Origin of the sequence: Branchiibius hedensis (assembly GCF_900108585.1) — a bacterium.
Classification (GTDB): domain Bacteria; phylum Actinomycetota; class Actinomycetes; order Actinomycetales; family Dermatophilaceae; genus Branchiibius; species Branchiibius hedensis.
The window spans coordinates 116696-130999 of record NZ_UESZ01000001.1 but is presented as its reverse complement, the minus strand read 5'-3'; the positions used below and the strand labels follow the sequence as shown (position 1 = coordinate 130999).

Here is a 14304-nt window from a genome sequence, read left to right as displayed (position 1 = left end):
CTCGCCCTGTGAGCGACGACCCGATCTTCCAACGTACGCCGCCCCCTCCCGTCCGCGTCGACACCAAGAAGGTGCTGCTGGTCGGAATCGCTTGTTGGGCAGTGGCTTTCGTCATCACCTGGCTCGTCCCGGCACTGCACACCGGCGACAAGAAGGACTGGCCGTGGATCGCGCTGACCGGGTTCATCCTCGGCTTCGTCGCGTGGGCCTATCTGGCTGCTGGACGTGGCAATGCGCAAGGTGTTGACTTTGGATCGTCAGCATCGCGCTGACCTCGAAAGGAAGTCGCCATGGCCGTGCTCATCGCAGTTATCGCCTTGCTGGCCGTCATGATGGGAATCGTCCTGGTCACCGGCCGGCGCAGCCGTTACGACGGCTCAGGAGACCCCAACACCGACCTGCAGGTGGCCCGGTCCCATATGGACCGGCAGCGGCAGAACGGCACCTCCTTCGGCGGCACTCCACCGTTCTAGTGGGCTGCGCCAAATTCGTAACCTGACGTTTTCACAGCAGGTCTTCCCGTCCGCGCTCCTAGCCAGGACCCTTGATCCATGGCGGAACGGCCCACCACGATCATCCTGTTCGGCGCGACCGGTGACCTGTCGCGCCGAAAACTGCTGCCCGGTCTGCTGCACCTGTTCCAGACCGGCCTGCTGAACGACCTGCGCGTCGTCGGCAGCTCGATGGAGGACTACACCCGGGACAGCTTCGTGGAGTTCGCCGCGACGGCGATCGCCGAGTTCTCCTCGCACAACCCGGACGACGCCGTGTGGGAGGACTTCGCCAAGCGGCTCTACTTCGTGCGCAGCCAGGACGGGCCGGACGGGCTGAAGCGCACTGTCGACGAGGCGGAAGCCGAGTTCACCGAGATACCCCGGCGATTGCACTACCTCAGCGTGCCGCCGAAAGCCGCCCTGAACGTCATCGAGATGATCGCAGCCGCCAACCTGGTCGAGCGGTCCCGGGTGATCATGGAGAAGCCGTTCGGCACGGACCTGGCCTCTGCCAAGTCGCTCAACGCAGCAGTCCACGAGGTTTTCGCCGAGGAGCAGGTCTTCCGGATCGACCACTTCCTGGGCAAGGAAGCGGCCCTGAACATCCTGGCGTTCCGGTTCGCCAACGGTCTGTTCGAACCCATCTGGCACCGCAACTTCATCGAGCACATCCAGATCGACGTACCCGAAGCCCTTGGCTTGGAGGGTCGGGCGGCGTTCTACGAGAACACCGGCGCCTACCGCGACATGGTCGTCACCCACCTGTTCCAAGTCCTGGCCTTCACTGCGATGGAGCCGCCGACCGAGTTGGAACCCGGTGCCATCACCGAGGAGAAGAACAAGGTCTTCCGCTCGATGCTGCCGATCCTGCCCAGCGACGTCGTGCGCGGTCAGTACGTCGGCTACCGCGACGAGCCCGGGGTCAACCCCGAGTCGGAGACAGAGACGTTCATCGCGCTGCGTTGCCGGATCGACAACTGGCGCTGGGCGGGAGTTCCCTTCTATCTGCGGACCGGCAAGAAGCTCGCCGAGGGACAGCGGATCATCTCCATTGCGTTCCGGGAACCGCCGAAGTCGATGTTCCCCGCCGGCTCCGGCGTCGGCGAGCACGGCCCGGACCACCTGACCTTCGACCTGGCCGATCAGTCGAAACTGTCCCTGTCGTTCTACGGAAAACGTCCCGGGCCGGGTTTCCGGTTGGACAAGTTGTCGATGCAGTTCAGCACCTCGGACACGCACTGGTCTGGTTCGGTGCTGGAGGCGTACGAGCGGTTGATCTATGACGCGGTCCGCGGTGACCACACGTTGTTCACCAGCGCCGAGGGCATCGAGCGGGTGTGGGCCCTGAGCCAACCGCTGCTGGACAATCCGCCGCCAGTGCGCCCGTATTCCGGCGGATCGTGGGGACCGAACCAGATCCACCAATTGGTGGCACCCCGCGCCTGGCGGTTGCCGTTCGAGCGCAAGTGGCGCGCTTAAGCCTCGACGGGATCGGCGACGCTCGACTCGACCTCGATCTCGAAGTCGTCCAGCCGGGGTGGGTCGACCTGCTCGGGCTCGCGGGCGACGACGTCGACCTCACTGTGCGCACCGCAGCCGTGGTCAAGGGAGACGACTGAACCGTCGGACGGCGACCATTCGTTGGCGCACACACCGAAGACCTGACGCAGAGCACCCGGCATCGGCAGGAAGTAGCCACACGTCGTGCAGTGCGCTGGTGCCTCGACGGCGACCGCGCTGCGCGGACCGTGCGAACCGTCGTACCACCGCTGGGCGGCCGCCTGGCGACCCTCCCGGGACAGAACCCGTGGCCGCCCAAGACCCAGTTCGAAGAGAGCCATCTCGTCGACCTCTTCGTCGCCGCTGGCCTCGAAACCGAATTCCAGGTTGGGGTCGTCCTCGACGTACGGCGTGACGTCCCCGGCGCCGATGTCACCGGGACGCAACCGCTCGGCGTACGGGACCCAATCGGGGGTGAGGATGGCGCCCGACCCGGGCAACAGGTTGACCTCGCACACCGTCGCGAACTTCTGTCGCGGCGCCCGGGCGACCGAAACCGCCCAGTGCCAGCCGGTGTATCCCTTGGCGGTGTACGCGAAGTGGTGCATCGCCAGCCGTTCGCCGACCATCTCGGCGCCCTGGTGCTCCCCGATGGTGTCAGCCGGGGTGATGTCGAGCAGCGCGGTCTTGGCCAGATCGGCCGCGTCGAGCAAGACCTTGTCGGCCTTCTCGGCCTTGGCCCGCTTCGGCTTCTCGCGCACGTCGACAGTCATGATCAGGCGTCCAGATCGTCCGCAACGGCGCGCATGACCGCGGCCACCTTGCCAGCCTGGCCCTTGTCGGGGTAGCGCCCGCGGCGCAGGCTGCCGCCCACGTTGTCGAGCAACTTGATCAGGTCCTCGACGATGACTGCCATATCGTCGGCGGGCTTACGGCTGCGGGCCGCCAGCGACACCGTCGGCTCGGTCAAGGTGACGCTGAGCGCCTGGGCGCCACGTCGGCCCTCGGCCACGGAGTACTCGATCCGCGTCCCGCTCTTGAGCGCCGTGGTGCCGGTGGGCAGCGCACTGGAGGGAAGGAACACGTCCTGGCCGTCGTCGCCGGACACGAAACCGAATCCCTTGTCGGAATCGAAGAACTTCACCTTGCCGGAAGGCACTGTCCACCTCGTTGTGCTGGGTAACCGGGCTCTCACCCGAACGTCATGAGGGCACGCCGAAACGTGCCGGTCCTTAAGGCTAACGCGCGGGCGGGCCGGACAGATAATCGTTAAGCCACGGGCCGAAACTGCGCAGACCGGGTACGACGGACTGCGCACCCGCCGCCCGAAGCCTCGCCTCATCGTGAGGTCCGGTGAGCACCCCCAGCGGGTAGGCGCCCCCGGCGACCGCGCCGGCCATGTCCCCCTCGTGGTCGCCCACGAAGATCGTGGCGCGGTGCTCCCGGATCGGGATCGCCTTTCCGGCGCCGAAGGCGTCTCCGACCACGATGTCGGGCCGGAGCTCGACCTGATCCAGGACGGCGTGCACGGCGGGCTCGTACTTCGCGCTGACCACCATCGGGCGGCCGTCGTACTCGCGGATCGCGGCGAATGCCTCGTGCGCGCCGGGTAGCGCTGTGGTCATCGGGACAGCCACCGCCGGATACATCGAGCGGTAGTGCTCAACGGCGTCCGGCACCTGCTCGGCGGGCAGGAATTGCGCCAGGTTGTCTGCCAAGGGTGCACCGATCAGCGGCCACAACTGTTCGTCGGTGGCATCCACGCCGCGATCGGCCAACGTGCGCTGCATGCAGGTGACGATGCCGGCCCGGGAGTCGACCAGCGTCATGTCCAGGTCGAACCCGACGACGAGGTTCACTGGGGGTTCGGCGGCTGCTGGCCCGGGTTCTGCGGCGGCGGGGGCTGCTGCTCGTACGGCGAGGGTTGCTGGGGATAACCCTGCTGGCCATACGGATACCCGGCCGGGGCGGCGCCGTACCCACCGGCGTACGCCTGCTGCTGGCTCCAGGCGGTGCGCTCGCGGTTGGATCGCACCAACTTCACGATGCCGGTGATCAGCATCGCCAGACCGATCAGACCCGCCAAGGCGGCCCCGCCGAAACCGACGAAGATCGGCATCAGCAGCTTCTTGCTGACGTCGGCGGCGTCCTTGCCGCTGAGCACCTTGACGTCCACGCCGGAGCCGCAGTCGATCTGGTAGGCACCGGCAGCGCTCGTTGTGAACGAGCCGAGCAGGTTGAACGTGGTGTCACCCTCGCTCACCGAGCCACTCGTGGAGTTCTCGACGGTCACCGTGCTGCCCGAGGGATCGGTGACCGTGCAGGACGAGCCGGTCGAGTCACCGAACATGGCGACCGTGGTGTCGGCTGCGAAGTCGTGCGTCGAACCCGCCGTCACGACCGGTGCTTCGTCGACCAGATGGGCCAGGTTCTTGACGCCGAGCACCGTTCCGGCCAGGAAGATCCCGAAGGCGACCGGGAGCATGATGATCGCCCCGATGATGGTCAGCCACAGGCCACGACGTTTGGGTTGCATGCTCGGGAGCCTAGCCCGGGCTACGCATGTGTCGCCTGGGTTCCACCCGGCGGGTCAAGAAGCAGATCGACCACCAGTGCGGTCCATCCGGTCTGGTGGCTGGCACCCAGGCCTTTGGCTGTGTCGCCGTGAAAGTACTCGAAGAACATCAGGTTGTCGCGCCACGCGGGGTCGTCGGCCAGCCGTGGGTCGGCGCCCCAGACCGCCCGTCGCCCGTCCGGGGCGGGTAGCCAAATCCCGACCAGGCGGTCAGCCAGGTCGGCGGCGATCTGCGCCAGCGAGCGCCGTACGCCGGATCCGGTCGGGTACTCCACGCTGATCCGAGCACCGGGCACCGTGTCGTACCGCTGCAATGCCCGCACCACCAGGTAGTTGGTCGGCAGCCACACCGGCCCGCGCCAGTTGGAGTTGCCGCCGTACATCGCCGTCGTGGACTCCCCGGGCTCGTAGTCGATCGTCGCGTCGGGCAGACCGGGCACGACGTACGGCGTGACCAGCCTTTTGGTCACCGACCGCAGACCGTGGGGCGAGAGGAACCCGTCTTCATCGAAAATGTGGCCCAATGCGGTCGCTGCCATGTCGGGCGTGACCAGGGAGATGAGCACACCGTCGGCAGACCCCGCCGCTCGTGGCAGTCGGCCCAGACCGTGACTGGGCGCGTCCCGTTCGGAGTCATCGAGCCGGTGGGCGGTGCGCTTCTCCAGCAGCGCCAGGCGCCGCACCTGCTCCGGCGGCAACGACACCGATGCCAGCAGCGGGATCATGCCCACCAGGCTCTGCACCTTGATCGGCGTCTGGTGGCCCGCGGCGTCGGTGATCCGGTCGTAGAAGAAGCCGTCGTCGGGGTCGTAGAGGTTGGCCTCCTCGAGCGCGTCGGCGATCAGGAAGAACTGCTCGAGGAACTTGACGACCATGTCGTCGTAGACGTCGTTCTCCTCGGCCAGCAGCAGTGCGATGAGCAGCATGTTCTCCGAATACATCGCCATCCAGGCGGTGCCGTCGGCCTGCTCGATGGTGACGCCGTCGGGCAGGTGGGAGCGGTCCACTGGGCTGATGTTGTCCAGCCCGAGGAAGCCGCCGCCGAAGACGTTGTGCCCGCCGGGGTCCTCCCGGTTGAGCCACCAGGTGAAGTTCAGCAGCAGCTTCTGGAAGATGCGCTCGAGGAAGGCGCGGTCGGTGCCGCCGTCGATCAGGAAGACGCGCAGCGCCGCGAAGGCGTGCACCGGCGGGTTGACGTCGTCGAAGCTCCATTCGTACGCCGGCAGCGCACCGTTGGGGTGCTGGAACCACTCGCGCAGCAGGACGGTCAGCTGGTACTTGGCAAACGCCGGATCCAGGTGCGCCCAGGCGATCGCGTGGAAGGCGAGGTCCCACGCCGCGAACCAGGGGTACTCCCACGGGTCGGGCATCGCCAGGATGTCGAACGCGTCGACGTGCCGCCAATCGGCGTTGCGACCGGTCTTGCGCTGCGGCGGCGGGGGCGGTTCGGCAGGGTCGCCGTCCAGCCAACGACTGACCCGGTAGGGGTAGATCTGCTTGCTCCACACCAGCCCCGCGGACGCCTGGCGCAGCACCTGCCTGCGCTCCTCGTCGAGGTCGGGGCCAAGTGCGGCGTAGAACTCGTCGGCTTCGCTGACTCGGTCGGCAATCACCTTGTCGCACAGGGATTTGTCCCAGATCTTCGGCTGGTCCACCGGTCGGTGCAGGCGCAACCGGAGCGTCACCGTCTGCCCCGCGGGCACCGTCGGTTGGAACCAGAACGCCGACTTGGTGCCCCGTTGATCGGGGTTGACGGTCGGCTTTCCCGAGACGACGTGATCGTTGATGCCGTCCTTCGGGTACGCCGAGCGGTTGGGCTTGCCGTGCAGAAGTTCCTCGTTGGTCTCGTTGTCGCAGAACAGGATTCGCGGATCTGATCCCGGTTCTGCGTCGAACCGGTAACCGCCGGCGATCGGGTGGTCGGAGACAATCGTCGTCCCGTCCAGGGACAGGACCGGTGGCGCGGCGTCGGTCCATCGCCACGTGTTTCGGAACCAGAAGGTCGGCAGGACGTGCAACGTGGCTTCGTCCGGACCGTGGTTGGTGATGTCGATCCGCAGGAAAAGGTCGGTGGGTGATTCCTTGGCGTAGGTGACGTCGACGATCCAGAACCTGCCGTCGTCGAAGACGCCGGTATCGATCAGTTCGAACTCGGGGTCCTGCCTTGTGCGACGGGCGTTTTCGGTGACCAGTTGCTCGTAGGGGAACTGCGCCTGAGGGTAGTGGTAGCGCCACTTCAGCAATGCATGGCTGGGCAGACCGTCGAGGTACCACCAGTACTCTTTGACGTCCTCGCCGTGGTTGCCCTGGGGGCCGGTGAGGCCGAACATCCGCTCCTTCAGGAACGGGTCGCGGCCGTTCCACAGCGCCAGCGAGAGGCACAGCTCCTGGCGGATGTCGCATACGCCCGCCATGCCGTCCTCGTTCCAGCGGTAGACGCGGGAGCGCGCCTGCTCATGCGGGAAACTCGCCCAGGCGTCGCCGTCGGGGCTGTAGTCCTCGCGGACAGTCCCCCAGGCACGTTCGGCCAGGTAGGGGCCCCACTCGTACCAGGGATTCGCTTCGGACAGAGAGTCTTCGGCCCGACCCGTCGCCTCGGCGAGCCGGCGGTGTTCAGCAGTACTCACGCGTGGAAGGGATCGCCTCGTCCAACAGGATCGGCGGCACCCCGAAGATCGAGCCGACGATCTTGCCGATGTTGCCTTTGGTGTCATCGGGTTCGTAGGTACTCATGGGGCTCACTCTTTCGCGGAATGGCTAGAAGTACCAGGGGAAGGCAGACCAATCCGGGTCGCGCTTCTCCAGGAACGCGTCCTTGCCTTCGACGGCTTCGTCGGTCATGTACGCCAACCGGGTCGCCTCGCCGGCGAAGACCTGCTGCCCCATCAAACCGTCATCAGTCAGGTTGAACGCGAACTTCAGCATCCGCTGTGCGGTGGGAGATTTGCCGTTGATCTCGGCAGCCACCTGCAGTGCCTCGACCTCCAACTGGGCGTGGTCGGCGACGATGTTGACCGCGCCCATCCGCTGCATCGTCTCCGCGTCGTACGTGCGCCCGAGGAAGAAGATCTCGCGCGCGAACTTCTGGCCGACCTGCTTGGCCAGGTACGCCGACCCGTACCCCGCGTCGAAGGACCCCACGTCCGCGTCGGTCTGCTTGAAACGCGCGTGTTCGCGGGATGCGATCGTCAGGTCGCACACCACGTGCAGCGAATGGCCGCCGCCGGCTGCCCACCCGTTGACCACGGCGATCACGACCTTGGGCATCGTGCGGATCAGTCGCTGCACTTCCAGGATGTGCAACCGTCCCCCAGCCGCCTTCACGCGCGCCTGATCGACGGTGTCGGCGGTCTCCCCCTCGGCGTACTGGTAACCCGATCGTCCCCGGATCCGCTGGTCGCCGCCGGAACAGAACGCCCAGCCACCGTCCTTGGCCGACGGTCCGTTGCCGGTGAGCAGCACGCAGCCCACGTCGGGGGTCATCCGCGCGTGGTCCAGCGCCCGGTAGAGCTCATCGACGGTGTGCGGCCGGAACGCGTTGCGCACCTGCGGGCGGTTGAACGCCACGCGCACCGTGCCCTTGGCCGGCCCGTCCAGCACGCACCGGTGGTAGGTGATGTCGGTCAGGTCCTCGAAGCCGGACACCAGTGCCCAGGCGGTCTCATCGAACGGGTTCTGATCAGTCACAGGGCCAACCCTAGGCTTGGCTGCGTGGTGAGCCTCCAGGAGCTTCAGGAAAGCGCGCACGTGGTGTCGATTCCGCTGCGGACGCGCTTCCGTGGCGTCGACCACCGGGAGGCGATGATCCTGCGCGGCCCGTCCGGGGATGCCGAGTTCGCCCCCTTCCTGGAGTACGACGCGGCCGAGTCCGCGCGCTGGCTCGCCGCCGCGATCGAGGCCAGCTGGGGTTCGTGGCCCGCTCCGGTCCGCGACTCCATCCCGGTCAACGCGACCGTGCCCGCTGTGTCCGCCGCCGAGGTGGCGGGAGTGCTGGCGCGGTACGACGGGTGCACGACCGCCAAGGTCAAGGTCGCCGAACGTGGGCAAGCGTTGGAGGACGATGTCGCCCGGGTGGCCGAGGTGCGATCCATCCTCGGTCCGTCGGGGCGCATCCGGGTCGACGCGAACGGCGGCTGGTCGCTCGATGACGCCGTGTGGGCGCTCACTGCCTTGTCCGGGTTCGAGTTGGAGTACGCCGAGCAACCGTGCGCGACGATCGATGAGTTGGCGTCGTTGCGAATTGCGTTGGTAAACAACGGAGTTGACCTGCGCGTGGCGGCCGATGAGTCGATCCGGAAGGCCACTGATCCGCTGTTGGTTGCGCGTCGGCACGCAGCGGACGTCGCCGTCGTGAAGGTCGCACCGCTGGGTGGCGTGCAGGCCGCGCTGGACATCGCGGTGGAGGCCGCATTGCCGACCGTGGTGTCGTCTGCACTGGACACCTCGATCGGGATCGCGGCCGGAGTGGCCCTGGCCGCCGCGCTGCCATCCCTTGAATTCGCCTGCGGCTTAGGAACAGTCGAGCTTCTCTCAACGGACGTCACGTCCGAGCCGCTGGTTCCGCGGGCCGGTGCGATCGACGTACGCCGACCCTTGGCTGACCGTTTCTCCTTCGTCCCTGCGTCGCCCGAGCGGGAGTCGTGGTGGCGGGAACGACTTGCTGCTGCCTACGCTGAACTATGACCTCCATCGAACCGGACACCAAGGACTGGACCTGGGTGCTCGAAAGGCCCTGTCCGGACTGTGGATTCGATCCTGCACAGGTCGATTTCGGCGCCCTTGGGGAGGACATCCTGTGGTTGACGCCGCGATGGCAGGACCGGCTTGCGCGCCCGGACGCGCGCACGAGGCCCGCGCCCAACGTCTGGTCACCGACTGAGTACGCCGCGCACGTGCGGGACGTGCACCGCGTCTTCGACCAGCGGTTCGAGCAACTGCTGACTCAGGATGATCCGCTCTTTGCCAACTGGGACCAGGATGCGGCCGCAATCGAAGGGGACTATGCGTCCCTGTCCCCCGATGTAGTGAGCGTCGAATTAGCTACTGCTGCAGGCGCTGTCGCCTCTCGCCTCAACACGATCACCCCGGACCAACTCGATCGGCCGGGTCGTCGGAGCAACGGATCAATCTTCACCGTCGAGACGCTGGGTCGCTACTACTTCCACGACCTTGTCCATCACCTGCATGACGTCGGCGCCTGAGTCCGCCATCAGCCTCCGGCAGGTGCACCAGCGACGCAGAACTGGTTGCCATCAGGGTCGGCGAGCGTGGTCCACGCGGTGCCACCGATCTCATGGTCTGCCACAAGGGTGGCCCCGGCGGTCGTCAGCCGTGAAACCTCTGCCCCAGGGTCCTCGCTGTGTAGGTCCAGGTGCATGCGGTTCTTGCCCGGCGTCGGATCCGCGACCCGCTGGAACGCCAATCGCGGCTGAGTCTCGGCGATTTCCACCACGACGAACCAGCCTTCGTTCTCCGCGAGGATCCGGCCGCCGAACTGGTCCGACCACCACCTGGCGATCGGAAGCGGGTCAGCGGAATCGAGGGTGATCATGGCAACGCGGAGGCTCATGCAGTCACCCTAGTGAGCGTTGAGACGGTCATTGTCTCGATGCACTTGCGCGTACTGCGCGACATCGCTGAGGACGTCGGACCGGATCAACCGGACACCAATTGCCATCGGCCCATCGTGCCGCACCCTCAAACCTTTGGGGCGACCTGTTCGAAGATGGCCTGCGACCCGGCCGCGATGAGCGGCTTGCGCAACGACGTCGGGTTGTAGAGCGTGAGGTCCGGGTAACCGGTCACTCCGCCCGCCTCCGCGAGCAGCAGCGATCCCGGCGCGTGATCCCACGGCATCGTGCCGCCGTAGACGATGTAATCCGTCTCTGCCTCAACGAGTTTCGGATAGTCGATGCCGCAGGACGCCCAGGTCAGCGACAGCGGCGGCAGGTCGCCGCCGAGGGACTGGCCGACCTCGCGACGCCACGAGGTGCGCCCATCCGGCTCCCGCCGCACAGGACCGATCGCCAGCCGACGCTCACCGCACCATGCCCCGGCGCCCCGCTCCGCGACGTACGCCAATTGATGCTCCGGCTGCCAGATCCAGCTGCGCAGCACGGTCGGGCCGTCCAACTCGGCCACCATCAGCGCGTGGTCGGGCGATCCGTGCACGAAGTTCTTGGTGCCGTCGATCGGGTCGACCGTGAACCAGTGCCCCGCGCTGCCTGCGCGACCCAGGATGGCCGGGTCTGCGGCGACCGCCTCCTCGCCGACGATCAATGCATCGGGGTACGCCGATCGCAGGACCTCCGTGATCGCCACCTCTGCCTCACGGTCGGCGACCGTCACCAGGTCCCCGGGGTTCTTCTCCATCACCTGTTCATCGGACAGGCTGCGGAAGCGGGGTCGCACAATGCGTTCGGCGACGTCTTGGAGCAGTTCGAGCACCTGGGCGGTCTGCACGGTCCAACTATGCCCGATCCAGTTATCCACACAGCGTCGATATGACTTCATATGAGTCCGCCTGAGTCATATAAAGTCATATTCATGGTTCAGCCAAGTCCTTATCGCCCCGGCGAGGTCACCCGCCACCTCGCCGGTCGTCAGGGGCAACTCGCCGAGATCGAGGAACGCCTGGACTACCTCACCCAACTGCAGCGTCTCGTCCCGCGCATCCGGATCGACTACGCACCGCGCGGCGTGGGCAAGACCTCGTTGCTGCGCGAGATCCAGCGGATGGCTGATTCCAGAGGCGCGACCGCGTTGTGGGTTACCGCCGGCGAGACACCTGGCTTGTTCGCCGCGCTCGCCACGGAGGCGGCGCGAGTGTTGCGACCCGTCGGGCCAAGATCGCGGCTTGCCCGACTCACTGACCAGTTCGGCCTGGCGGTCCAGGTCGGCGTACCAGGCATCGCGAGTGTCACCGCCTCGACCCGAGCAGTTGCAGTGCCGCAGCCCACCGCCCGCGATCTGCAGGACCTGCTCAGCGCGACGGTCGAGGCCGCCCGCGACGCCGGGCGCCGGGCAGTAGTGCTCCTGATCGATGAGATCCAGGCAGCCGACCCCGCCGGTCTTCGCACCCTGTCCTACGCCTGGCAGCACCTACAGTCGGAGGCGCAGGACCTGCCGGTCGCCTTCTTCGGAGCGGGTCTGCCCGAGAGCGTGGGACATATCAATCGAGCGGTCAGCAACTCCGAGCGGTTCGCCTACAAACGCCTCCTCGGCCTATCAGAGGACGCGGTGGCCGTTGCCCTAGCGGGACCGGCGCGTGAGCTCGGGGTCATCTGGGACGATGCTGCTCTCACGGATGCGATCGATGAGGCCGCCGGCTATCCGCACACCGTGCAACTACTCGGCGACTACGCCTGGCGACGCGCCGGCCGGCCTGACCCAGGAGCACGCATCACTCGGGAACACCTGGCAGCGGCCATCGCCGACACTCGCCAGGACCTCGATGCGCTCTACGAAGCCCGCCTGGCCAAGATCACCGGTCAGCAAGAGGTCGAGTTGGTGGGTTCGCTCGCGATGTTCGGCGACGGCCCTATCCGGCGCATCGACATCGCCAAGACGTTGGGCAAGACCTCCAACGATCTGAGCCTGCCCCGTCAGAAGTTGATCGCGGCTGGAATCATCGCCGAATCCGGTTACGGGCAGATGGAATTCACGATCCCGGGTTTTGCCGCGTTCGTCAGACACCACTACGGGTTGGGCGAGGAGGAGCCACCGGCGCCCACGACGTTCGCCGCCCAAATAGCCCGCGAGCGCGGCATCACCGCACGCATCAAGGCCAATGCGCCGAAGGACCTCAGCCGCTGACTACTGCCGGAAGACCTTGTGATTGGCCGCCTGGGCGCGCGGACGGATAACCAACTGGTCGACGTTGACGTACTCCGCCCGCGTCGCGATCCACGCCACCGCATCAGCGATGTCGTCCTGCGTCAACGGATTAGCGACCCCTGCATAGACCTTCTCGGCCGCCTCCTTGTCACCGCCGAGACGCACGAGCGCGAACTCATCGCTTTTCACCATTCCGGGGTCGATCTCGCAGATCCGCACTGGCTGGTCGAAGAGCTCCAGCCGCAGCGACTGCATCATCGAGCGCACCGCCGCCTTCACGCCGCAGTAGCCGCCGCCACCTTCGTACGCCGTGAGGCCCGCGGTCGACCCGATCGTGATCACGACACCGTGGGCGTTGATCAGTGCCGGCAGCAGCGCCTGGATGGTAGCCGTGGCACCGATCACGTTGGTGTCGTACATCCGCCGCCAGTCGTCCAGATTCGCCGTCGCCACCGGGTCGGTGCCCAGAGCGCCGCCTGCGTTGGCGACCAGCACGTCGACCCGGTCCCCGGCAGCCTCGGCGAGCGCTGCGACATCCGCAGCCGAGGTCACGTCACACGTCACCGCACGGCCACCGATCTCCTCGGCCAACGCCTCGATCCGATCGGTCCGCCGTGCGGCGCAGATCACCTCGAACCCCTCGGCGGCCAACCGGCGAGCCGAAGCGCGGCCGATCCCACTGGAAGCGCCTGTCACCACTGCAATCCGGGCTGTCACAGGGACAACGATAGGGCGGGCATACAGTGACATCCGTGCCCACCCTGCAACCGTTCGAGGTCCGACCGGGTGAGCACGCGGCGTACGCCGAGGCGTTGCGCCGGGCCCTGGACGGCACCGGACCCGCGCTGGCCCCCTTCGCGGGCGACCTACCCGACCTCCCGACGTACGCCGAGTCCGACCTCCCAGCCCACCTCGCTCTCGCCGTGGGCACCTCGGGATCCACCGGCATACCCAAACGCGCGATGCTCACCGCGGAAGCACTCATTGCCAGCGCCGACGCCACACATGACCGGCTCGGCGGACCGGGCCAGTGGTTGTTGCCGATGCCGGCGCAGTACATCGCCGGCACGCAGGTGCTCATCCGGTCGCTGCGGGCCGGCACCACACCGATCGGGGTGCAGCACGACTTCGCCGACGCCGCAAGGCAACTCACCGGCGAGCGCCGCTACACCGCACTGGTTCCGACCCAGTTGGGCCGGTTGCTGGCGACGGCACAGTCGGCGCTGCGGTCCTTCGATGCCGTTTTGCTCGGTGGCGCCGCCGCCGGTCCGCGGCTGCTCGAGCGGGCACACGATGCGCGCGTCAGAGTCGTCCGCACCTACGGGATGAGCGAGACGGCGGGCGGTGCGGTCTACGACGGGATCCCATTGGCCGGCACCGAGCTGAACCTGGACGCCGACGACCAGATCGAGATCACCGGTCCCACGGTGGCGCACGGCTACCTCGCCGACCCGGAACGGACGGCGGCCGCCTTCCGGTTCCACGGTGGCACCCGTACCTTCCGCACCGGCGACCTCGGATCGATCGTCGGTGGCGTTCTGCGGGTCGACGGCCGCATCGACGACCTGATCAACACCGGTGGCGTGAAGGTGGCCCCTCGGGTCGTCGAAGAGGCGACCGAGCGGATCGAATACGTCTACGAGGCGGTCGCGCTCGGATTGCCGGACCCCGAGTGGGGACAGGCGGTCAGCGTCGCGGTTCGCACCTCGAAAGACTGGGAGTGGTCGGGTCTGCGCAACCTGCTGCGCGAACACCTACCGCCCTATGCCCTGCCCCGCCGGTTCTTGCGCGTGGACACGTTCCCGACACTCGGGTCGGGTAAGCCGGACCGGGCTGCGCTCGCTGCCCTGCCGGGATGGGAGACTGTCCCGACGTCCGCACCCGAGAAGCCCTGAGGAG

The 14304-nt window shown here is 67.1% G+C and carries 16 protein-coding genes; 7 read left to right on the top strand and 9 right to left on the bottom strand.

What is annotated here, in order from left to right; all coding sequences use genetic code 11:
- The first annotated feature begins 8 nt into the window (after positions 1 to 8).
- From DR843_RS00725 to zwf, 3 genes are all read left to right on the top strand, one after another.
- On the top strand, positions 9 to 272 hold the full coding sequence (locus DR843_RS00725; protein ID WP_109683653.1) for a DUF2530 domain-containing protein: 264 nt from the start codon (positions 9 to 11) through the stop codon (positions 270 to 272).
- Between the two features lie 18 nt (positions 273 to 290).
- The gene (locus DR843_RS00720) at positions 291 to 473 is read left to right on the top strand and encodes a hypothetical protein (protein ID WP_109683652.1); all 183 of its coding nucleotides are present in this window, start codon (positions 291 to 293) and stop codon (positions 471 to 473) included.
- Positions 474 to 551: 78 nt separating this feature from the next.
- On the top strand, positions 552 to 1973 hold the full coding sequence (zwf, locus tag DR843_RS00715) for a glucose-6-phosphate dehydrogenase (protein WP_109683651.1): 1422 nt from the start codon (positions 552 to 554) through the stop codon (positions 1971 to 1973).
- Here zwf and DR843_RS00710 read toward each other — a convergent pair.
- From DR843_RS00710 to DR843_RS00685, 6 genes are all read right to left on the bottom strand, one after another.
- Positions 1970 to 2767, bottom strand: coding sequence for a DUF3027 domain-containing protein (locus DR843_RS00710; protein ID WP_109683650.1), 798 nt, complete (start codon positions 2765 to 2767; stop codon positions 1970 to 1972). The genes zwf and DR843_RS00710 overlap by 4 nt on opposite strands.
- Positions 2768 to 2769: 2 nt before the next feature.
- Positions 2770 to 3153: a cold-shock protein gene (locus DR843_RS00705; RefSeq protein ID WP_109683649.1), complete on the bottom strand. Its 384-nt coding sequence runs from the start codon at positions 3151 to 3153 to the stop codon at positions 2770 to 2772.
- 79 nt (positions 3154 to 3232) lie between these two features.
- Complete coding sequence (locus DR843_RS00700) at positions 3233 to 3853, bottom strand: HAD family hydrolase (RefSeq protein WP_109683648.1); 621 nt, start codon at positions 3851 to 3853, stop codon at positions 3233 to 3235.
- Positions 3850 to 4530: a hypothetical protein gene (locus tag DR843_RS00695; protein WP_109683647.1), complete on the bottom strand. Its 681-nt coding sequence runs from the start codon at positions 4528 to 4530 to the stop codon at positions 3850 to 3852. Before DR843_RS00695 ends, DR843_RS00700 begins: the two co-directional genes overlap by 4 nt.
- Positions 4531 to 4550: 20 nt before the next feature.
- Positions 4551 to 7196 (bottom strand): MGH1-like glycoside hydrolase domain-containing protein, encoded by a 2646-nt coding sequence (locus tag DR843_RS00690; RefSeq protein ID WP_109683646.1) that lies wholly within the window; start codon positions 7194 to 7196, stop codon positions 4551 to 4553.
- 130 nt (positions 7197 to 7326) lie between these two features.
- A complete protein-coding gene (locus DR843_RS00685; protein ID WP_109683645.1) occupies positions 7327 to 8256 on the bottom strand; it encodes a 1,4-dihydroxy-2-naphthoyl-CoA synthase in 930 nt (309 codons plus the stop codon).
- A gap of 24 nt (positions 8257 to 8280) precedes the next feature.
- Here DR843_RS00685 and DR843_RS00680 point away from each other — a divergent pair, with 24 nt between their 5' ends.
- Together DR843_RS00680 and DR843_RS00675 are read left to right on the top strand one after the other, a co-directional pair.
- Complete coding sequence (locus tag DR843_RS00680) at positions 8281 to 9252, top strand: o-succinylbenzoate synthase (protein ID WP_109683644.1); 972 nt, start codon at positions 8281 to 8283, stop codon at positions 9250 to 9252.
- Entirely contained in the window at positions 9249 to 9770 is a 522-nt protein-coding gene (locus tag DR843_RS00675; RefSeq protein ID WP_109683643.1) for a DinB family protein, read from the top strand. The genes DR843_RS00680 and DR843_RS00675 overlap by 4 nt, the downstream gene beginning before the upstream one ends.
- An 8-nt stretch (positions 9771 to 9778) precedes the next feature.
- Here the strand turns inward: DR843_RS00675 and DR843_RS00670 are convergent, their stop codons facing one another.
- Both DR843_RS00670 and DR843_RS00665 read right to left on the bottom strand, forming a co-directional pair.
- A complete protein-coding gene (locus DR843_RS00670; protein WP_109683642.1) occupies positions 9779 to 10138 on the bottom strand; it encodes a VOC family protein in 360 nt (119 codons plus the stop codon).
- Positions 10139 to 10266: 128 nt separating this feature from the next.
- The gene (locus tag DR843_RS00665; RefSeq protein ID WP_109683641.1) at positions 10267 to 11031 is read right to left on the bottom strand and encodes an inositol monophosphatase family protein; all 765 of its coding nucleotides are present in this window, start codon (positions 11029 to 11031) and stop codon (positions 10267 to 10269) included.
- A gap of 84 nt (positions 11032 to 11115) precedes the next feature.
- Here DR843_RS00665 and DR843_RS00660 point away from each other — a divergent pair, with 84 nt between their 5' ends.
- Positions 11116 to 12384 (top strand): ATP-binding protein, encoded by a 1269-nt coding sequence (locus DR843_RS00660; protein WP_109683640.1) that lies wholly within the window; start codon positions 11116 to 11118, stop codon positions 12382 to 12384.
- Here the strand turns inward: DR843_RS00660 and DR843_RS00655 are convergent, their stop codons facing one another.
- Positions 12385 to 13122: an SDR family NAD(P)-dependent oxidoreductase gene (locus DR843_RS00655; RefSeq protein ID WP_245933928.1), complete on the bottom strand. Its 738-nt coding sequence runs from the start codon at positions 13120 to 13122 to the stop codon at positions 12385 to 12387. It abuts the gene before it with no gap.
- Positions 13123 to 13157: 35 nt separating this feature from the next.
- On the opposite strand from DR843_RS00655, the gene DR843_RS00650 reads away from it, so the two are divergent.
- A complete protein-coding gene (locus DR843_RS00650; protein ID WP_109683638.1) occupies positions 13158 to 14300 on the top strand; it encodes an AMP-binding protein in 1143 nt (380 codons plus the stop codon).
- Positions 14301 to 14304 lie beyond the last annotated feature (4 nt).